Source organism: Methanosarcina sp. 2.H.A.1B.4 (genome assembly GCF_000979385.1).
Lineage (GTDB): Archaea > Halobacteriota > Methanosarcinia > Methanosarcinales > Methanosarcinaceae > Methanosarcina.
The window spans coordinates 1-19,989 of record NZ_JJOV01000091.1; the positions used below are offsets into that span (position 1 = coordinate 1).

The 19,989-nt window shown below is 45.5% G+C and carries 16 protein-coding genes; 7 read left to right on the plus strand and 9 right to left on the minus strand.

What is annotated here, in order from left to right; translation table 11 throughout:
• Positions 1-790 precede the first annotated feature (790 nt).
• Genes eif1A through EO92_RS15585 form a run of 3 tightly spaced genes read left to right on the plus strand, consistent with a single transcriptional unit; the run spans position 791 to position 2,461 of the window.
• Complete coding sequence (eif1A, locus tag EO92_RS15575; protein ID WP_082108212.1) at positions 791-1,126, plus strand: translation initiation factor eIF-1A; 336 nt, start codon at positions 791-793, stop codon at positions 1,124-1,126.
• A 7-nt stretch (positions 1,127-1,133) separates the two neighbouring features.
• Entirely contained in the window at positions 1,134-1,916 is a 783-nt protein-coding gene (locus EO92_RS15580; protein ID WP_048173018.1) for a serine protein kinase RIO, read from the plus strand.
• A complete protein-coding gene (locus tag EO92_RS15585; RefSeq protein ID WP_048136999.1) occupies positions 1,913-2,461 on the plus strand; it encodes a KH domain-containing protein in 549 nt (182 codons plus the stop codon). The genes EO92_RS15580 and EO92_RS15585 overlap by 4 nt, the downstream gene beginning before the upstream one ends.
• 31 nt (positions 2,462-2,492) lie before the next feature.
• Here EO92_RS15585 and EO92_RS15590 read toward each other — a convergent pair whose 3' ends face one another.
• The gene (locus EO92_RS15590) at positions 2,493-3,896 is read right to left on the minus strand and encodes a dihydroorotase (protein ID WP_048173020.1); all 1,404 of its coding nucleotides are present in this window, start codon (positions 3,894-3,896) and stop codon (positions 2,493-2,495) included.
• 140 nt (positions 3,897-4,036) lie between these two features.
• On the opposite strand from EO92_RS15590, the gene EO92_RS18865 reads away from it, so the two are divergent.
• Complete coding sequence (locus EO92_RS18865; RefSeq protein ID WP_255350355.1) at positions 4,037-4,162, plus strand: hypothetical protein; 126 nt, start codon at positions 4,037-4,039, stop codon at positions 4,160-4,162.
• Here the strand turns inward: EO92_RS18865 and phoU are convergent.
• The 8 genes from phoU to EO92_RS15630 all read right to left on the minus strand — a co-directional run bounded on the left by phoU (position 4,154) and on the right by EO92_RS15630 (position 15,688).
• Positions 4,154-4,804, minus strand: a complete 651-nt coding sequence (gene phoU / locus EO92_RS15595) for a phosphate signaling complex protein PhoU (RefSeq protein WP_048173074.1) — start codon at positions 4,802-4,804, stop codon at positions 4,154-4,156. The two genes, EO92_RS18865 and phoU, sit on opposite strands and share 9 nt — an antisense overlap.
• Positions 4,805-4,809: 5 nt before the next feature.
• On the minus strand, positions 4,810-5,586 hold the full coding sequence (gene pstB / locus EO92_RS15600; protein WP_048134832.1) for a phosphate ABC transporter ATP-binding protein PstB: 777 nt from the start codon (positions 5,584-5,586) through the stop codon (positions 4,810-4,812).
• Between the two features lie 53 nt (positions 5,587-5,639).
• Positions 5,640-6,497, minus strand: a complete 858-nt coding sequence (pstA, locus tag EO92_RS15605; protein WP_082106023.1) for a phosphate ABC transporter permease PstA — start codon at positions 6,495-6,497, stop codon at positions 5,640-5,642.
• Between the two features lie 2 nt (positions 6,498-6,499).
• Positions 6,500-7,390, minus strand: a complete 891-nt coding sequence (pstC, locus tag EO92_RS15610) for a phosphate ABC transporter permease subunit PstC (RefSeq protein WP_048173022.1) — start codon at positions 7,388-7,390, stop codon at positions 6,500-6,502.
• A gap of 27 nt (positions 7,391-7,417) precedes the next feature.
• The gene (locus tag EO92_RS15615) at positions 7,418-8,287 is read right to left on the minus strand and encodes a phosphate ABC transporter substrate-binding protein (protein WP_048173025.1); all 870 of its coding nucleotides are present in this window, start codon (positions 8,285-8,287) and stop codon (positions 7,418-7,420) included.
• Between the two features lie 601 nt (positions 8,288-8,888).
• Positions 8,889-11,696: a DNA-directed DNA polymerase gene (locus tag EO92_RS15620; protein WP_048173028.1), complete on the minus strand. Its 2,808-nt coding sequence runs from the start codon at positions 11,694-11,696 to the stop codon at positions 8,889-8,891.
• A gap of 124 nt (positions 11,697-11,820) precedes the next feature.
• On the minus strand, positions 11,821-13,959 hold the full coding sequence (locus EO92_RS15625; RefSeq protein WP_048173030.1) for a putative cobaltochelatase: 2,139 nt from the start codon (positions 13,957-13,959) through the stop codon (positions 11,821-11,823).
• 22 nt (positions 13,960-13,981) lie between these two features.
• Complete coding sequence (locus tag EO92_RS15630; RefSeq protein ID WP_235283371.1) at positions 13,982-15,688, minus strand: S-layer protein domain-containing protein; 1,707 nt, start codon at positions 15,686-15,688, stop codon at positions 13,982-13,984.
• Positions 15,689-16,103: 415 nt separating this feature from the next.
• Here EO92_RS15630 and EO92_RS15635 point away from each other — a divergent pair, with 415 nt between their 5' ends.
• From EO92_RS15635 to EO92_RS15645, 3 genes are read left to right on the plus strand one after another with little or no spacing between them, the layout of a single operon-like run.
• A complete protein-coding gene (locus tag EO92_RS15635; protein WP_048173032.1) occupies positions 16,104-16,697 on the plus strand; it encodes a hypothetical protein in 594 nt (197 codons plus the stop codon).
• Between the two features lie 39 nt (positions 16,698-16,736).
• Positions 16,737-18,257: a WD40 repeat domain-containing protein gene (locus tag EO92_RS15640; protein ID WP_048173034.1), complete on the plus strand. Its 1,521-nt coding sequence runs from the start codon at positions 16,737-16,739 to the stop codon at positions 18,255-18,257.
• 4 nt (positions 18,258-18,261) lie between these two features.
• Positions 18,262-19,980, plus strand: coding sequence for a WD40 repeat domain-containing protein (locus tag EO92_RS15645; RefSeq protein WP_048173036.1), 1,719 nt, complete (start codon positions 18,262-18,264; stop codon positions 19,978-19,980).
• Positions 19,981-19,989 lie beyond the last annotated feature (9 nt).

Genomic DNA, 19,989 nt, shown 5'->3' on the forward strand with positions numbered 1-19,989 from the left:
CTAACAACTAGCAATTCAGTTAGTTCATTTCGCGATAGATGTTGAAACATCTATCACCCAGAATTAACCGAACCGACAAATCCTCGTCAGACAGAAAAAATAACTCCTGTCTCCACCAAATTAATAATGAGTAGTAATTGCTGCATTTATGATGCAGGAAATTATAGTTACTCACTCATAGTATTTAAAGGTACCTAATTCCCCCCTTGACAGGAAGAACCTTCACCAGATTACTATGAGAAAACTTTCTCGCGGGATTTGAGGTCCACGCCAGAGAGAGAGATATATGTACACGCTCATAGTATATAAGGCATTGCATTTCTCTTTTGAAAAAGACGAAATATCAAACCACATGACTATGAGAGAACCAACCAACACAACAATATTCATGTTGGCACTGGAAACATACATACATGAGTTGTAGTATATAAAGATTTTCATTCAGGCAACATTGTAAAGAAAAACAAACATAACATATAATGAAAGTTTGATTTTTCAGCCCCTGAATTCCACCCTTGAATTAATAATTCGAGAGCGATGCACGCTTGTTTCACGTGTAAGACATACAAACACGCATCCGATATATATACCTGTCGCCGTGTGCGTCACATTGAAAAAAAGGATAATAAGAAGAGATAAAAAGAAAGCAGAAAAGCGCAGCATTAAAATAACAACAGGAAGTTGAAAGCGGCACGATGAATAACCTTAAAGCCCGAAAAAAGAGATATAGGATATATAGGGTATAAAAATTAAAAATACTATAATAATTGCAAACTACATATAACGAGGTATCACACTGGCAGACTTAAAGAAACCTATATCAAACGCCAACCCCAGCGCGGAAGAGACCGTTACAAGAATACGTACTCCGCAAAGGGAAAATAACGAGATTCTGGCAACCGTTGAAAGTCTCCTTGGTGCAAACCGTCTTAAGCTCCGTTGCATAGATGGAGTCGTCCGTATGGGGAGAATCCCAGGTTCGATGAAGAAGAAAACCTGGATTAGAGAAGGAGATGTTGTCATTGTTGTGCCATGGGAATTTCAGAACGAAAAGGCAGACGTGATATGGAAATACACAAGGCCACAGGTAGACTGGCTCGAGAGAAAAGGGTACCTGAAAGGATAACATAGGAATGGACCAGGACGAAAAAATAAGGCGCCTTGACAGCGCCAAAGATAAAGCACGTGCCAGGGAGAAAGACTCCGAAAGGCTGAAGGTGGAAGAAAATGTATTCGACGTGCCCACCCTTAAAGTCCTTTATACCCTTTCCAATAAAGGCATAATAAAGGCGCTGGGGGGCTCGATCAGTACTGGAAAGGAAGCAAATGTCTTCTATGCAGAAGGTGAGGAAAGAGAACTGGCAATAAAGATATACAGAATGGCCAGCAGCACTTTCAAGGCGATGGATGCCTATATTATGAAAGACCCTCGCTTCACAAACATTAGAAATAACAGGCGAGACATCATTTTTGCATGGACACGCAAGGAATTCCAGAACCTGACGCGTGCAAAGAGCGCAGGAATACGAGTGCCTGAGCCACTGGTTGCGGAGAAAAATATTCTTATAATGGAGTTCATGGGAGAAGAAAAGGTGCCCTATCCCCTATTGAAGAACACGCACCTGGAAAACGATGAAGCAAAGCTTGTTTATGACAGAATCGTCGAATATATGCGCCTCCTCAATAAAGAAGCGAATCTCGTCCATGCCGACCTGAGTGAATACAATATCCTCATTGATCCGGCAGATACGACCCCGATTTTCATCGACATGGGGCAGTCTGTGACTCTAGAACACCCTAATGCCAGAGAGTTTCTCTACAGAGACGTGCAAAATATACTCAGGTTCTTCAGCCGCTATGGAATAACAGACAAACCTGAAGAACTGCTTTCAAAAATACAGGCGGAAACAACATGACTCAGTATCTTAAAATTCCCAAAGAGCGAATCGGAGCAATTATTGGTCCTAAAGGAGAAACAAAGAAATTTATCGAGGACAAAACCGCTTGTCAACTGGACATAGACAGCGACAGCGGAAAAATCGATATTACCTGCGGGGAAGATCCATTGAAAGAATTCAGGATTCTTGAAACCCTCAAAGCTATAGGAAGAGGTTTTAGTCCCGAAAAAGCCCTTGGAATCCTTGAAGATGACATGTTAATGCTTGAGATCATTGACCTATCCGACGTCGCCACCACTCCAAAAGAGCTCCAGCGCGTAAAAGGCAGGATTATAGGAAGAGGTGGACGAACCAGAGAGCTTGCGGAAAGCCTGATAAATGTCAAGATATCAGTATACGGAAAAACCGTATCCATACTCGGATACCCTGAACAGAACACCATAATCCGAACAGCCATAAAAATGCTGCTTGACGGAGCTACACACGGCGCGGTATATAAGTTCCTTGAAAAGAAGCATCAGGAGCTATTACATTCCCAGCTGGACTCAATTGAATATTACTAAAAAAGTGTTTAAAATGGAGAGTTCCGGAAGCTCAATCATATCCGGCCTCTTCAGAGTTTTCTTCATCATCTTCTTCTAACCTTTTTCCGCCGCCTTCAAGGAACTTACCCCTTCCCGGCTTTGCATTAATGGACTCTTCTATCCAGATTACCTCTCCTCTGGAGAGTGTATATTGCGGAAAGACCGCGTCCATTCCTTCAAAAGGCGTCCAGCCAGCTTTACTGTGCAGCATTTCAGCTTTTATGGGTTGAAGGTTGCGTGGATCTACAATAATGAGATCTGCATCAAACCCCACTTCAAGCCGGCCTTTTCCCTGAAGATCCAGCCCGAAAGCCTTTGCCGGGTTTCTGCTTGTTACCATAATCATCTGTGAAAGGGGCAGGATATTTTTTCTGACCGCGGCAAGCATGAGAGGCATAAGGGTTTCAACCCCAGGCACCCCGGAAGGAGCTACCCTGAGATCGACATCCTTTTCAGACTCAAGGTGTGGAGCATGGTCTGACGCCACCATGTCAATAGTCCCGTCATTCAGCCCATTTACAAGCGCTTTGATGCTGTGGCTTCCCCTCAGAGGAGGGTTCATTTTTCCAAAAGACCTGAGCCTCTCCCAGTCCTTCGTAGAGAGAAACAGGTGATGAGGAGCAACCTCACATGTAAAAAGGGATGTTTTGTTTTCTCTTTTTGCAAGATATTTTTCTTTTCGTATCATTCCAACAGCTTCAAGCGTACTTAGATGACAGAAATGTGCCCTGACCTGGAGTTTGGAAATGAGTTCAAGAGCACTCTTGACAGCCGATGCCTCGCATTCGTTTGGGCGTACCCTTGAATGGTACTCATAAGAAACATCATCTTTCAACAACTGTTCCATTTCAAGGCGCATCTTTTCATCCTCGGCATGGATTGTAGCAAGGGCTCCGAGGCGTTTGATCTCAGCTAGGGCTTCTTCAAATGTTTCTTCATTGATGTTTAGCCCGCCTGTAGACTCAGCCATGAAGATTTCCCCGAAAGCCGTGACTCCCAGCCTCCAGAGTTCTTTGAGCTTCTCAATGTTTCCCGTAACCCCGCCGTTAATCCCGAAGTCAACAATTGACTTGTTCCGGGCAAGTTTGAGCTTCTGTTCAAAAGTGCGCCTGTCTGTTGTAGGAGGTATGGTGTTTGGCTGGTCAATAACGGTGGCAATACCCCCTGCAGCTGCAGAGCATGACCCTGTGTACCAGTTTTCCTTTAGAGTCATGCCCGGTTCCCTGAAATGGACATGCACGTCAATTCCGGCAGGCAGGGTAAGTGCACCCCCTGCATCTATTACCATGTCCGAACTTGAAACCCTGAAGTCCTTTCCGATTTTAGTGATTTTGCCGTTCTCAATAAGGATTTCGGCAGGCTGAAGAGAGTTATTATAATAAATTCTCGTATTTTTGATATAAATATCAGGCATGGGCGTCTATATGCTTATAAATATACTTAAAACATGCACATCACTGAAGATCGAAAAATAAGAGAAAAGAAGGGGTGAAAAAAGAAAAACTTGAGTAAAAGGAGAAAAATGAGAGAAAACAAAAATGAGAGAAAACAAAAATGAGAGAAAACAAAAATGAGAGAAACGAAAAAAGATGCAGAGGAGAGGAGGAAAGAAAAAAGATGCAGAGGAAAAAAGGAAAAGAAAAAATAAAGGAAAACAGCCAGAAAGCCGTTTCAGTTTAACTTAATGCGTTCAGCCGTCGTAAGATAGACAACACTCTCACAGATGTTGCAGCAGTGGTCTGCAATCCTTTCCAGGTAGCGGATCAGGAAGAGCAAATGTGTGGCTTTGGAAATAATACCTGGGTCTTTAGCCATCATTTCTATTAACTCTACCCAGACTGCATAAAAGATCTGATCGACCTCTTCATCCCGGGCGGCTGTCGCTCTTGCAAGTTCAGGGTCCCGCGTCTCGAAAGCTTTGATGGAATTTGCAATCATATCTGCGGTAATATCTGCCATTCTTTTGGTGTCGATGAGCGGTTTCACATGCCCACCTTCGATTTTTCCGGGAATTCTGGCAATATTGATTGAAAGCCCCACGACCCTTCTAAGGTCTGCCGCCATCTTAAGCGCCGACACAACAAGCCTGAGGTCGCTGGCCATGGGCTGCTGAAGCGCAAGCAGGTCAAAAATCGAAACCTCGATTCCTTCCTCAAGTTTATCTGCTTCCGGCTCAAGGGCAAGCGTCTTTTTGGCAAGCTCGACATTGAGGTCTATAACCGCCTCCATGGAGTCGTGAAAAATCAGTTCAGACATTTCCCCGAGAGAAAGTACGGACTCCTTGAGCAGGTCCAGCTGCCTTAGATATCGTTCTCGAACCATATTAATCACCCAAACCTACCAGTAATATAATCCTCAGTGCTTTGTTCCATAGGATTTTGAAAAATCTGTCTTGTCTGACCGAACTCAATCAGTTCCCCCATTAGGAAAAAGCCCGTGTAGTCCGAAATCCTTGCCGCTTGTTGCATATTATGAGTTACAATTACTATCGTATAATCTTTTTTAAGGTTAATGATCAGTTCTTCGATCCTTGATGTTGAAATAGGATCAAGAGCACTGCAGGGCTCATCGAAAAGAATGATTTCGGGCTTTACTGCCAGAGTCCTGGCAATACAAAGCCTTTGCTGCTGCCCCCCACTCAAGGAAAGGGCAGGAGACTTGAGCCGGTCTGAGGTCTCATCCCAGATGGCAGCCGAACGAAGGGCACCCTCGACAACTCCATCCAGATCTTTCTTAGTTATACCATGAATACGCGGCCCGTATGCGATGTTGTCGTAAATGGACATCGGGAAAGGATTGGGCTTCTGGAAAACCATTCCAACACGTTTCCGGAGGTCAACAACATCCACGCCTGTTCCATAGATATCCTTACCTTCAATCGAGATTTTACCTTCGACCCTGCAGTTTTTGATAAGATCGTTCATCCTGTTAAAACACCGGATGAAGGTAGACTTTCCACAACCGGAAGGACCGATAAGAGCGGTTACGCTGTTTTTGGGGATATGCATGGAGATATTCTTAAGAGCCTGCTTTTCCCCGTACCACAGATTAAGGTTTTCTACTTCTATCTGGGGCGGAGCTACGTTTTGAACAGCTTCAGTCATTTATGGACCTCAATTATCATATAAACCCTGATACGTTATTAACAAAACTTAAATCAAATTTTCAATTTTTGCCTGTAATGCCTGCGGATCAGAACCGCTATAAGGTTTAAGCCCAGCACAATCATCAACAGGACCAGAGCCGTCCCATACTGAAGGGGCCTGGTTTGGGCAATGTTTGTCCCGGCGGTGGCCAGCACGAAGAGATGGTAGGGAAGGGCCATGAACTGGGAATAGATCGAGTCAGGCAACCTTGGCAGGTAGTAAGCTGCGCCCGTAAGAAGAATAGGAGCCGTTTCCCCTGCAACCCTTCCAATACTCAGGATGGAACCTGTAACAATTCCCGGAATAGCTGCCGGCAGGACCACATGCCTTATGGTCTGCCATTTGCTGATCCCAAGCGCGAGAGAGGATTCCCGGTACTCTTTAGGGACTGTAATCAGGGCTTCCTGGCTGGAACGGATAATCACCGGAATGATCAGGAGAGAAAGGGTGAGAGAGGCCGAAAGTATAGAAGGGCCAAAACCAAAGTATTTAACAAACAGTGCCAGCCCGAAAAGCCCGAACACCACAGATGGAGTTCCTGCAAGATTATTAATTGCCATTTCTATAAGCCAGGTAGTTCGGGTTTCTCCTGCGTACTCGTTGAGGTAGATGGCAGCCAGAATCCCCATGGGAAGAGCCACAGCCATTGACCCGAGGATAAGAGTTAAAGTGCCCACAATTGCAGGATAGATCCCACCTTGCGTCATCATCCTTCTGGGCATCTCGGTAAGGAACTCAATGCTAATTACACTGTACCCATTGTAAACAATATAGGCAAGGATAATCAGCACAAACCCTGCTACCATCAGTGTTGCAAGCCTGAGCAGTGCAAAGGCAATTTTTTCACTTGTTCTTGCATTCAATCCCATGCTCAGTCCACCTTGAACCTGTATCGCTTTTTAATTGAATCCGCAATCAGGTTGATCAGGAAAGTTATGATGAAAAGTACAGACCCAACCGCAAAGAGGGCATGAAAGTGAGTACTTCCCTGGGGAACCTCCCCCATCTCAAGTGCGATTGTGGCAGTCATTGTCCTCACAGGGTCCAGAATGCCTCCGGGAAAAGAAGGAATTATTGCAGTATTTCCGGTTACCATCATGACAGTCATTGTCTCCCCTATAGCCCTCCCTATACCAAGCATTACAGCTGCTGAAATTCCGGAAAGGGCTGCAGGGATTATGACCTTGTATATAGTCTGCCATCTTGTGGCCCCAAGAGCAAGCGAACCTTGCTTGAGAGTGCTGGGAACAGAACTTATGGCATCCTCTGAAATAGTAATTATCGTGGGAAGCGCCATGATCCCGAGCATAATCGAGCCTGTAAGAGCAGTTTGTCCCGTAGGCAGGTTAAAGGCAGTCCGCACAAACGGGACCAGTACAACAAGCCCGAAGAACCCGAATACAACCGAAGGAATACCTGCCAGGATCTCGATAAAGGGCTTAAGGAAATCCGCAACCTTTGGGTGCGCAATCTCGGAAATATAGATGGCAGAAGCAATCCCCAGAGGCACGGCAAAAAGAATTGCTCCGGCGGTAACAAGAAGTGAACCGAAAAACAGAGGCAATAACCCGAACTGCCTGTTTACGGATGTCGGGTACCAGAACTTCCCTGTAAGAAAGTCCAGAAGAGACGTAGCTTTAAAAAGAAGTAAACCGTCCCTGAATAAAAAGAGGCATATAAGGAAAAGGAGGACGACAGTAAGGGCGCTTACTGAGAAAAGCACCGATTCGATCGTTTTTTCCTTATATTTTCTGTTGAGCATTGTATTCCCTTGAAATTGTGTTTCTGTTTACTGATTTATCGGGAAGTACCCAATTTCAAACACCAGGCTCTGCCCGTCCTCACTCATCACATAGTCGATGAATTCCTTTGTGAGGCCAGAAGGCTCCCCATCAGTATAGAAGTACAGAGGCCTTGAAAGTGGGTATGCACCACTTATGATATTTTCAGAGCTTGGGTATTCAGAGCCGTTTCCACCATCCAGGCTCAGGGCCTTTACGCTCTCATCGAGGTATGCAACGCCTATGTATCCGATTGCGCTGGGGTTCTGAGTAACCTCACTCACAATTCCCCCTGTTGCAGGCTGGGTAAGGGCATCAGGCCGGAACTCGTCCCCAAGCAACACGGCTTCCTTGAAATATTCATAAGTTCCGGAACTGCTGTCTCTAGAAATCACCACAATAGGCCTGTCCTCGCCACCAACACCATTCCAGTTGCTGATGCTCCCGTTGTAGATGCCGCGCAGCTGGTCAAAGGTAAGTTCAGAAACAGGATTATTGGAGTTTACAACCACTGAAATGCCGTCAATGGCAATAGTGTGCTCCACCGGATTGATGCCATTTGCTTTAGCAGCTTCGATTTCATCAGCTTTCATTTCTCTAGATGCAGTAGCAATGTCCACCCCTCCATCAATGAGCGCAGCAATCCCAACTCCGGACCCGCCCCCGGTAACTGTCACACTCTTTTCAGGAAATTCAGTCATAAATTCTTCAGCTTCAGCCTGAGCAAGGGGAAGAACTGTGTCTGAACCTTTCAGAGAAATATCCTGAACCGAGGAAGAGCCTTCACCATTTTCATTCCCGGTACATCCAATTCCCAGAAACACAAGCCCGATCACCAGTAATGTGAGGGTTGTGTATGCTTTGAATTTATTCGCCATGTTACACATACTCCATAAAAAATAATGAGAAATCATTAATCTATAGTTATTAAAGGTAGTTCCAGTATAATTGATTATAAAAGGAGAGAGATATATAAATATTCGCCACATATAATGTATTGTAGTACATATAAAAAATAAGTACCAATTAAACTGTTTTACTATATAGTAAAGATATAAAAGAAATATAATGCCACAGTTAATAATCTTCAAAACAGGTTGCCAAATACCCGATAAAAAAAACAGGAAATAATACCCGATAAAAAAACAGGACATAATACCCGATAAAAAAGCAGGACATAAAACAGAGGGCCAGAATGTATGGTAAAGGGTCAGATACCACGGCGCTTGGGACGGCCTGTCAGCCAGATAGATATTTTCCTTAACCCCGAGCCGTGCGTCGAGCGTGGCAAGAACGACCCGGTATAGTGAATAAAGTTGTATGGATCAGAGATATTTGTAATTCAGTCCTCTTAAGAGAAGCTCACTGCGATAAACTATAAATTAGTCTGCTTGAGCGAGCGAAGCGAGTGAAACGGACCGCGTACTCCCGAGGCGCAATTCGGGCGAGGCGCAATTCGGGCGAGGCGCAATTCGGGCGTCAGAAATCGAACAGGGAACGCTGCTCTGCACGCCCGTTTTCCGGACACTGGATTTTTTCTTCCTGTACTATCCCTTCGGTCTCCTTTTGAGAGGAGACTTTTTCTTTTTCCTGCGTTTTCACTTCAGGTCTCTTCACTTCAAAATCAAAGAGGCCCTTCTGCTTAGAATCAAAGTCAAGGGAAGACATTTTGACTCCAAAAACCCCCAGAATGCGTTCCACGGGGGGCAGAATCTGCTTCTTAATATAGTAATCCACATCTATAGGCACATTGCGCTCCCGGACATAGTCGGGATCCTCGGCCCGCTCAACAAAGAGGCCTTTTCCTGCGATGATAACAAAAGGAATCCTTGTCCCTATCGAAGGCATGACCCCGGTCCGCTTCCTCAGATTTTCTACAACGGTCAGGTGTGGCTGCTTGTTTTTGTAGCTTTCAGTTTTCCGGGTAAGGGTCCGGGTCAGGACAAGCTTTTCAATAAGCTCGGCGTCTTTTCCAGGGTCAAGGTTTCTGACATCGTTGACCACCTTACGGACGTGTTCTACAGCCTGGTCAACATCGCCCTCTATAAGCACAAGCTCAAGAACCCTGTTAAGAGTTATTGAAGTCAGTTCGCACCAGTCCCTGCGCACTGTTTCCATGCCTTTGACCTTGATTTTGTCTTCCCATCCGGAATTTTTGGGCTCAAACAGCCAGAGTGCATAGCGTTTCTTTGCAATGAGAAGGGCGCGTTTTGCAACAGATTCGAACTCGAGCTCCATCGGGTCAGGCAGAGAAGCCGAAACAATCTCTGAAAGCCTGTTCCCTACAAGACTGACATCTTCAAGGGAGACATCTCCTCCTGAACTGCAGTGCACAAAAACACTGTCCGTATCCCCATAAGCAACTGACAGTTCGACAATTCTGTCCTGAGAGGAAAGTTCCCCTGCTTCTTCGAGAAGTAAAGCTGCCGAACCTCTGAGAACGATTTTTCCTATAGTATTGTTGATAAGGTCCCGTGTATTCAGGATATTGCTTCTTCCAAAACTGGTTACGGCGTTTGCAAGCGTCAGGCTGTAGAGCCTTGCCCGGGCATACCCCGAATAACCGTAAAAACTGTTCAACAGGATTTTCAGGGCGAGCTGGGTGGCATCAAGCACACGATACTCGTTTTCATCCGAGGCCCGCTTCATCCTTTTCTTTGTCTCTCCCCTCTGGTTAAGCAGATCTTCAAGAATGGAAGGCACAATACCCCTGAATACATCCGGAGGCACGAATTCTCCCCCCGAAGGAGGTGTGATAGTTATCCCATCAGGCCTGTCTCGAGTCACAACAGTTGTGTAACACAGGTTGTGAGCCATCATGATGGTCGGATAAAGAGACTTGTAGTCAAGGATCAGCACATTTTCCAGAAGGCCCTTCTTCGGTTCCAGTACCTCTCCACCTTTCAGGTCCGAACTCATATCGTACCTTTCAGACGAAAGCTCGTCCCCTGGTTTTGGAAGAATAACCCTGTCCTTCAGCCCGAATTCCCTGAGGAGAAGAGTCTCAACCATGGAAGTCTGGCCTCCGTCAACAATCTCCTGGAGCAGGCACCCGCTTACCTGGGCAAGAGCAATGTATTTATCAAGGAGCCTCAGCTCAAGGACAAGCTCCAGGGCAAGCTCGGAGTCCCTGCGTGAATAATCAACAAATTTTCGGAATTTATCCCCGGAATCATTCCAGTACTCTTCCATCTCCATCGGAGCAACATCAAGTTTTTCACGGTTCAGAAGTTCTTTTGAAACGACTCTCAGGGTATACTGCTTCAGGCTGAAAGCTCTCCTTATAAGAGGAAGGGCATCCACAACTACCCTTCCTTTCAGTTCAGTCCGGGTAATGAGCCCGAACCTTCTATAACCTATCTGGCTGCCGTCCCTGCCAACAACAGGATTGATCACTTCCCCTTTTGCAGTAAGGGCTTTGACCCTGTCCGTGATATAAGGAATATCGAAGTCCTGGTGGTTATACCCTGCAACAATGTCAGGGTCATATTCGCAAAGAATCTCAAAAAACCGGTTTAACATCTCGGTTTCGTCCCTGCATGGAATAACATCCCCGTCCATACCTTCAGCAGGTTTTGCCAGCAGAATAAGGGTTTTATGCCCTTTATATTCGGGCTCGAAGGAAAAGCTGATCATGATTATGGGGGAGACGTCAGGAGAAGGCATCCCTCCGTCAAGGGGCAGGCACTCAATATCAAAAGAGAGGTACTTCAAAGGAGCAATGGCCAGGCTTTCAACCCTCTTTAGCCCGGATGCAAGGATTGAAGAATCACATGCAAAGTTTTCGCAATGGGAACTGCCTGCAGAACCGGTCCTGAAGTATCGAGGGGGGTCTACTGGCTGCCCTTCTGCAGAGACCCAGACCATGCCTCCAAGGTTCCTGTCAATTAAAAAACGGTTTCTGAAGAGAATATCACTTTCATAAATCTGCCAGTCCCCTTCAGCTCTCAAAACATCCCGGATCTTCAGAATCTCGTCCCTTATCTCAGGCACATCCCTTGGCAGGCGGGTAGTAATCCTGAGCATTTCTTTCTTTGTTTTCTGGTATCCGACAGGTTCAAATTTTTCGACAATTTCGACCTTTTTGACCTGCTCAAAAGTATCTTTTATAAGCCTTGCTACAGCGTGCAGGTCTCCAGAGGCCTTGAGATAAAAGTAAGGCTCAAAATCCGGGACAAAGCAGCATACACTTTTTCCGTCCGCTCCCCTGCCAAAGAGGCGGATGACAGGCCCGCTGTCATTGACGATTTGGTAATCTGCATCCAAGATCTGAAAATCCATAGGCATGGTTTACAGCTTTAGATAGACATATAGCTTTTGTTGTATTTTGGAGAAATAAAACCCTATTTTGAAAAAGGTTGTCAGGTCCGAAAATAGGCAATCAAAAAGGACTCAAACTGAAAAAAAGGACTCAAACTGAAAAATCACCTGAAGGTGACCGGAGATCAAACGGAGCTGAAGCTCGAACCGCATTGACTATAGAATCTGACTTTAAATTTTCAAGGGTCAGGTATGTGGCCCCAAGGGCGGTAGAAATCTGCTGTGCAAACCCGAATTTTATCATGCTGTTTTCCGTGTCGATTACAGCAGATTGTATGCCTTCATCTCTTAACCGGGAAGCTACTGTTTTTGTTTCCTGAAGAGGAGATTCTCCATTCATACTGACATTGGCCCTGCCGTCAGAGATCAGAACCATAAAAGGACAGGTGTCGGGATCACGCAGGAGTTCGGTTTTTATGACCTCATACCCTTTTACAAGGCCTTGCGAAAGAGGCGTCTTTCCACCCGTAGGCATTTCCTGCAAATACTTTTGAGCCAGTTCTATACTGGATGTAGGAGGCAGCAACAGTTCCGCACTGTCCCCTTTAAAAGCGATAAGCCCCACTTTGTCGCGTTTCTGGTAGGCGTCCATAAGCATTGAAAGGACTGCACCTTTGGAAGCAACCATGCGCTGCCGGGCGCCCATAGAACCACTGGCATCAACCACAAAGAGTACAAGGTTGCCTATTTTTTTCTCCCGTATTTTCGCCCTGAAATCGGATTCATGAATTGCTACGGAATTGCCATTCTTCTCCCGTGTAAGCTGGAAAGGAGCGGCTGCCCTCAGAGTGGCATCAAAGGCAAGGTCCGTGGTTTTTTCATGAGGAATTGAACTTTTTATATACCTGCCTTTTTTAGACCGGGTCAGGGCCTTGCTGCGCCTACCGGATCCGTTTCGCTGGGCTCTGCGAAATTCAGGAGACAATTTTTTTACCTGATAGTTTTCCCCGATTTCAAAAGTGGTTTCCGAAGAAGCGTCCGGTTGCTCTGTATTCTGATTTTCGGGCTCTTCCTGGTGATTACCTTCAGCTTGTTTGTGCTGCTGATCCGGGTCTTTATTCGGTCCTTTATTTTGCTGCTCGTGCTTATCTTTCTCTTTTCGATCATCGTTTTTCGGTTTTTCGTCTTGATTTTTCGGTTTTTCGTCTTGATTTTTCGGTTTTTCGTCCTGATTTTTCTGTTTTTCCTTCTGCTTTTCCTTATGTTTCTCAATACTGTCGTCCAGTTTATCCTGTTTATCGGGTTGATTATCAAAAGGCTTTCTGCGCATGCGGTGAGAAAGAGTAAGCCCTGCGGCCTCCCGGACATCTTCCTCGGTTACTTCAGTTCTTCCGTAAAAAGCGGCAAGCGTGAGCGAGGTCTTCATCATGGTGAGGTCTGCCCTGTGCCCGTCCACTCCCATGTCAATACAGATCTGGCTGATCAATTCAAGCAGGTCATCTGAAATCCAGACATCGGAAAGCAGTTTCTGAGCCAGAAGAATCTGCCCGCAAAGCTCGGTTTCGGAAGCCAGCCAGTTTGCTGCAAAAGCTTCAGGGTCTGCCTCATAACTGAGCCTGTATTTTATAAGTTCAACTCTCCGGGACACGTCACTGATACCTTTTATATCCACACATAAACCAAACCGGTCCAGCAACTGCGGCCGCAGTTCCCCTTCTTCCGGGTTCATGGTACCTACGAGCACAAAGTTAGCAGGATGGGAGTAGGAGATCCCCTCTCTTTCAATAGTGTTTATCCCCATTGCCGCAGAGTCCAGGAGCACATCTACAAGGTGATCATCGAGAAGGTTAATCTCATCCACATACAGGATGCCCCTGTGGGCCATTGCAAGCACTCCGGGCTCAAAGCGCTTTTCCCCTGTTTTGATGGCATGTTCGATATCAAGGGTCCCGACAACCCGGTCTTCAGTGGCACTTACAGGCAGGTCCGCAACTTTCATTTTTACCGGAGAAATTCTCAGGGTCCCTGCTTTTAGTTTTTCAAGGCACTCTTCACACAGTTCGTTTCTATTATTAGGATTGCATTTGAACTTGCAGCCTTCAACCACCTCGATTTCAGGCAGGAGATTGGCAAGCGCCCGGACTGCAGTTGATTTGGCAGTTCCTTTTTCCCCCCTGATCAGCACCCCTCCCACTTTAGGGTTGATAAGATTTAAGACCAGGGCTTTTTTCATTTTTTCCTGCCCGACTATAGCGGAAAAAGGGTAGATCGTGATGTTGTGGTCCCTCATGGTTTCACCTCAAGAAATTGTATCAGATTCCGACCAGGTATTCTTCAATACTCATAACAGGTATGGACAGGAGAGTGGAGGAAGGAAGAATAGATTCCACATTTTCCACCCTGTTCATGAAAGGGTAAAAGGTCACGTAGAGATTCCCTGAGGTCTTCTTTTCAAACCGGCCAATCCGGATTTCTTCCGTTACCTCGATTTCCGAACCAGCCCAGACCGCATGTTTATTTTCGAGCCTGATTTTCGGATAGGTCTCAACAACAGTAAGCTCTCCGAACTCCTTCCCATAATCCAGTCCAAGTGGGCTGTCAGAAAAATGCAGAAGGTATTTCAGAGTAACAGCAGAGAGTTCCTCTCCCTGTATGACGCTGTCAACATATACCGAAAAGAGAGGCACTTCAACCCCATTTAGCTCCTTTGTGTAGAGAAGGGTGTGAGTACCCAGGTCTGCCGACTTACCGGGAGAAATTATGCTTGAATAAACCGGGAGGTTGTTCCTGAAAACAGTCAGGCAGGCATTATCAGAATCCAGATCGGTGACTTTCAGGGTATACCCTTCTTTCAGGTCATATTCTTCGCCCGGATGGAGGAGTTTTTCATCCTCATCCAGAAGGATATTTACAATACCGCGGTCACTACCGAGAGATGCACATTTTCCACCGTTCCAGCCAAGCACGGAATATCCTTCATTAAACCAGTCTTCCCAGTAATCCCTCATCTCCGGGTTATTATATGCGACTTTAACAGGCAGGGATTCATAAACCAGACCCCCTTCAGGGATCCAATCATTTCCGGCATCAAGGGACAGTTCAAGGCTTTCTGTACTGAGATTGTACTCAGGATCGTAAAAAAGCATACCAAAAGAATCAGCTGTCCAGGTGCAGGAATCAGGAGAGGAATCCGAGCGGTTTACAGCCAGGGATGTGCCCCTGATCTTATACGATTTGATAGTATCCCTGGTCATGTTGCAAGAACATGCCCGATACACATTATCAGCAACCCTGAAATCGATCAGGTCATCAAGGATGGAGACATAATCTCCGAACTGCAACCTGATAGGCATTCTGTTTTTCAACTCAATATATTTACTCGTAACCGCAGTGACTTCGAACTTGCCGTATTCATCTCCTGTTTCGACCTTGAGAGGCGTATCTGAATACCGGTTTACGCTTGTAAGGCGCACAACGGGGTCCTTACTATCAAGAACCTTGTCCAGAGTTCCTTCCAGAATTACATATTCCGTGCCTTCTATCCTTGTCTTGAAGTTAAATTTTGATCCTTCTTCTACGGATTCCGTAGTAATAGGGACAAAATTTTTCTGAAATTCAAGCAGGGCATAATCCCCATTTATCCCCTGAAGCACCAGTTTATAGCCATTTCCAAGATCAAAATCATTACCCTGTTGAAGATCACGGCTTCCGTAACTTACCAGGCTTTCGCTAAGCAGCCCATCCTCAAGAACCTTATATTTCTTCCCGAAAAAAGCAGTCGAACCGGAACTGATTTTTGAAGTATAGACCGCATCTCCTGTTTCAATAAATCCGTCCTCTGAAGAAGAAAGTTCCAGTGACTCATAGTATGTTCCGGAAGTGGTTGAATAATAAAACCCGGGGCAGTTTTCTCCATTGAGAATGTGATGATCTCCCCCTGCAATACTTACGAGTGGCCCTCGCTGTTCAATAGCACATTCAGCAGGAATAATGACACCTAAAAGGACACATGAAAACATTAATAGAAAAAAAAGTACGCGCGATATTTGTAAAATCCGATAATTAGTATCAATAATAGTCATAAGAATTAGGACATTCATAGTACTAAATAACCCTTTCGTTTTTTCAGAAGCAGAAAATAACTTTGAGTTATAAGAAAACCATATAAACACAATACATTTTTGACTTTGCAGCATTTTGTATTTATGGAAGAGATTTTATACATTGCCTATTGATGATTAAAATTAGAAAGAACCAGCTCAAAATAGGATATTAGTTGATTACTGCAAAAATTTTTAAGCTATTTATTAAGAATATTATTTTTAAAAATAAGTCATGAAGAGTAATCATAACTTGAAAAAAAGTATAACTATATTTGTAAAATATAAATTTATTTCGAAATGTTTATTAACTCTCAGGCAATGATTGTTTTTCATGCAGCCAGGGAGAAATATTGTACTGGGATTCATGTTCCTGTTTCTTGCAGTTCTGGCAATATTGTATTTTCAAACAACGTCTGCTGAAAAGATAGTATACGAGGGAAATTTCGAAGGTGACTGCACCCTTGAAGGAGACTTTCTCAACTGCAAAGGCAACGAACTTTATCTTGATACTCAAAACCCTTCCATGACCGGGGAAGGTGTGTGGAATAAAGATGTAAGCCTGTCTCCGGGAAAAATTTCCTGGAACTGGAATGGCGAAGACCTGGACAACTTTAGCCTATGGTTAAAGATTACATTCAGCGACCATAAGTCAATTTACTATGTTGCTGCAGGAAGCATGAATCCACAATCTGAGGGGGATTATTACCGGGATAAAGAAAACAGGCGGCGTTTTTCTCCTTCTGTTGTAATCGCAGGGATTCCTATGAGTCCGGTTGAAAGAGATCTCTTTGAGGATTATACCAGATACTGCGGTCCTGCTGAAAATATTAAGGTTTTAAGCGTGAGTGCAGGTCTTGGAGACAACAGTACCCGGTACAGGAACGTTTTGAAAATATCAGACCTGAAGATTTACGGCCAATCATGAAATTAATCAAAGGAGCTTGAAAACAAGAGGGGCCTGAAAATGAAAAAAAATACTGTTATATTGATGCTCATATTTACACTGATTTTTTTAGTATGTTCAGGATGCATATCTTCTGATGTAATATCTTCCGATGTAATATCTTCCGGGAACATATCTTCAGATGAAGCTGACGAAAACGTGGGAGAGAGTGCAGGCAGCGAGCCTAATCAGGCAAATATAACGCCTCATGAAAAAGCTTCACCATATCTTTACTGGGAGTATGAGCTTGGAGATGTGACCCCGGAGAATATTCTGGAAGGAAGGTTGGGTGTCCAGGACTGTGTAAGGTATGCCCCGGATGGGAAATATGTGGCTGTAGGGACAGGCTCGAACCTTACAGTTATTGACGTGCCGGAAAAAAAGGTGCTCTGGAAAAAAGCCCTCAAAGGAAACATTTCAGATCTCGCATTCTCAAAAGACGGAAAGTACCTGCTCGCGGGGGAGAGAAGTGCTGAGGGCTGCATATATTCCCTGGATACCGGCACAGGAGATGAGATCCGGACATACAGGACTGCAGATGATCTGGGAACCAACCCCAATCCGAAATACCAGCCCTGCATATACAGGATAACGGCTGCTGATGATGCTGTGTACATTGCGGCAGGCAGATACTGGAAAGATTCCCGATATGGACTTGCTTCAAGGGTATACAGGTTCAGCCCCGAAGGTACTCTTGCCTGGAAACTCCCGGCGGCAGAAAATTACGCCCGGAGTGTTAACTGGATTGATTCAAGCCAAGATGGGAAAAATGTGGTTTTTTCAACAGGGGACTGGACAAATTCCCTTGAAACGGAAGCAGTCGTCTATTCTGTGGATGAAAGCGGAAATCTCCGCTGGAAATACGAAATTCCGCCGTTCATGCCTTATTTTGTTTCTACGGCCATCTGGCACGGACTTGATGTTTCGGATGACGGATCCAGGGTAACGGCCTATACAGGGGACGGAAGAAAATACCTTTTTAATGACCTGGAGATGAAAAGGCCAGGCGACGGCGAATCAGAGTGGTACTCCGATGAATGGCAGTCCAATGTGACAACTCCGGAGGAGCTTGAAGGAAGTGTCATCTATACTTATGGCGAAAATGCAAAAATTGCTGCCGAAAATGAGGTACTCTACCTTACAGGAGCTACACTTCCTGCCTACTACCCCGATAAAATCCCCATGGCACACCCCCTTGAAAATTCCCTCATATCATGCGATGCAGAAACAGGAGAAGTTTCCTGGGCTTATAGCCTGGGAGGACGCTGTGCAGGGATCTTCTTCTCTCCGGATATGAGGTTCTTTGTCCTGCCAGTCGGAAAAGATACGTCCTCAGGCAATACTCAGGTCCATGGGGTCCATGCCTTTGGAAACCGGAAATCCGGGAATGGGAATTCAAAGCTGCTCTGGACCTTCAATACCGAAGGGGTTGTTGCAGATGCTGCAATTTCTTCGGACTGCACCGTAGCCGCAGTTGAAGTCCCTCTGCAGCTCGAAAATGGGGATGTAACCGGAAAACACAGGTTAATAATTGTCAGGTGAGAAAATGAAATGGAAACTTTTGATAGCCCTGCTTATACTGGCTTTAATGACTGCAGGATGTGCTGAAAAAAACCAGGAGCCCGGCAGCAGCGGATCGGCCCAGGCTTCGGGATCAGGGATACAGGATACGCAGGAAATAAGTAATTCCGAATCCGGGGTACCCATAGACTCGGTAGTTTTCTCAAGGACCGGAGCCCTGCTAACCCTGAAAAATGAGGTGGATATCTCAGAGATAAGGATTTCTTCGGACAACAACCCTGTGGCTTCTCTGGAGATTGAAAAAACCGAAGATCAGGCCTTTGCAGCTTTTGACTGGAACCCTGAAACCCGGTACAGGTTTGAGGTGATAACGGATTTGGGGACATCCGGTGCTCTGGAGGTCTATGCTCCTGAAAAACCGGCTTTGAAAGAGGAGTACACCATAGAGCTTGAGGATGTAACTCCCGGACCCATCGAAAAAACCTCCACGAATATAAAAGGTGTAACGAAATTTTCTCCTGACAATAGTTATCTTGCCATTGGAACTCATGGAGGTTCTCTGAAACTTATAGAGCTTGCAACAGGTGATAAAGTATGGGAAAAGCAGCTTGTTAAAGGGATATCGGATGCGAGAATCGCGGACATAGAGTTTTCAGAGGACAGCAAGCGCCTTATTGTAGGAGAAGAGAGCCCGGATGCTTTGATCTATTGTTTTGACCTTAACGGTACCGAAATCTGGAAATTTGGGGCAAGTGAAGACCTGGGTTCAGACCTCAAGTACATGCCTGCAATGAAAAAGATAAAACTTGATTCGAACGGGAATATTTATGTCGCTGCCAGCAGGGCCTGCGGCTATATAGGTGAGAAATACAAGTACCTCGGAAGGGTTTATTCCTTTGACCCTGAAGGCAACCTGCGCTGGAAATTCCCCGAATCCGAACTCATGGACTCGGGGGTTACATGGATTGATGCCACTCCTGACGGAGAATACGCCGCTTTTGGCACCACCTGTTTTACAAAGGCAGATAAATGGCAAGATGGGACCGTGCATGTCCTGAAAGGAAATACGGGAGAAGAGCACTGGAGCTACAAAATCCCACCAGTTGAACCGTTCTTTGACTATTCTGCAATCTGGTACAGCACACAGATTACTCCTGACGGGGAACAGATAATAACAATGACAAGTGATGGCCGGGCCTTTTTATTCAATAATTCCCGGATCATTGAGACAGGGGTTCCTGAAATTACGTGGCAGCAGAACATCTCAACCCCGATAGTCGTAAGTGGAGTACCCATCTACGGCAGTGCGAATTATGCTTACATTGTCAACGACACCCTGATCTTTTCAATCGGGAGCACTTTCTCCAAAGATAAAAATAAGGATGCTCCTTTTGAACACCCCAGCGGGAACAGCCTCTTTGCCTATGATTATGACGGCAATCTGCTGTGGAAATGGAGACTTGACGGCTATGCAGGGGAATGTGCACGGAATGACCGCTATCTTGTGATCCCCCTTGCCCAGAACCTGGTAACCGAGGACAGAAGCGTTCACGGGGTCTATGTCTTTGACGTCTCAAAAAGCGGAGGTGCAAGTTCCAGGCTCAGCCAGATTTACGGAACCGAAGGAATTACGGTATCTGCTGACATCTCTTCTGATGGAAGGTATATCGCAGCCTTAGAAGCCCCTGCAAGGCTTGATGACGGCACAGTGCTCGGAGAATATAGAGTGCATATCCTGACATGAGGGGAAAGA

Excerpts from the sequence above, each read along its gene's own strand:
- EO92_RS15625 (WP_048173030.1), bottom strand. The coding sequence starts at position 13,959 with ATGAGGGACCACAACATCACGATCTACCCTTTTTCCGCTATAGTCGGG.
- EO92_RS15590 (WP_048173020.1), bottom strand. The coding sequence starts at position 3,896 with ATGCCTGATATTTATATCAAAAATACGAGAATTTATTATAATAACTCT.
- EO92_RS18865 (WP_255350355.1), top strand. The coding sequence starts at position 4,037 with ATGAGAGAAAACAAAAATGAGAGAAACGAAAAAAGATGCAGAGGAGAG.
- pstA (WP_082106023.1), bottom strand. The coding sequence starts at position 6,497 with ATGGGATTGAATGCAAGAACAAGTGAAAAAATTGCCTTTGCACTGCTC.
- pstC (WP_048173022.1), bottom strand. The coding sequence starts at position 7,390 with ATGCTCAACAGAAAATATAAGGAAAAAACGATCGAATCGGTGCTTTTC.
- EO92_RS15580 (WP_048173018.1), top strand. The coding sequence starts at position 1,134 with ATGGACCAGGACGAAAAAATAAGGCGCCTTGACAGCGCCAAAGATAAA.
- EO92_RS15635 (WP_048173032.1), top strand. The coding sequence starts at position 16,104 with ATGCAGCCAGGGAGAAATATTGTACTGGGATTCATGTTCCTGTTTCTT.
- EO92_RS15585 (WP_048136999.1), top strand. The coding sequence starts at position 1,913 with ATGACTCAGTATCTTAAAATTCCCAAAGAGCGAATCGGAGCAATTATT.
- EO92_RS15630 (WP_235283371.1), bottom strand. The coding sequence starts at position 15,688 with ATGTTTTCATGTGTCCTTTTAGGTGTCATTATTCCTGCTGAATGTGCT.
- phoU (WP_048173074.1), bottom strand. The coding sequence starts at position 4,804 with ATGGTTCGAGAACGATATCTAAGGCAGCTGGACCTGCTCAAGGAGTCC.
- EO92_RS15620 (WP_048173028.1), bottom strand. The coding sequence starts at position 11,696 with ATGCCTATGGATTTTCAGATCTTGGATGCAGATTACCAAATCGTCAAT.
- EO92_RS15640 (WP_048173034.1), top strand. The coding sequence starts at position 16,737 with ATGAAAAAAAATACTGTTATATTGATGCTCATATTTACACTGATTTTT.
- EO92_RS15615 (WP_048173025.1), bottom strand. The coding sequence starts at position 8,287 with ATGGCGAATAAATTCAAAGCATACACAACCCTCACATTACTGGTGATC.
- EO92_RS15645 (WP_048173036.1), top strand. The coding sequence starts at position 18,262 with ATGAAATGGAAACTTTTGATAGCCCTGCTTATACTGGCTTTAATGACT.
- pstB (WP_048134832.1), bottom strand. The coding sequence starts at position 5,586 with ATGACTGAAGCTGTTCAAAACGTAGCTCCGCCCCAGATAGAAGTAGAA.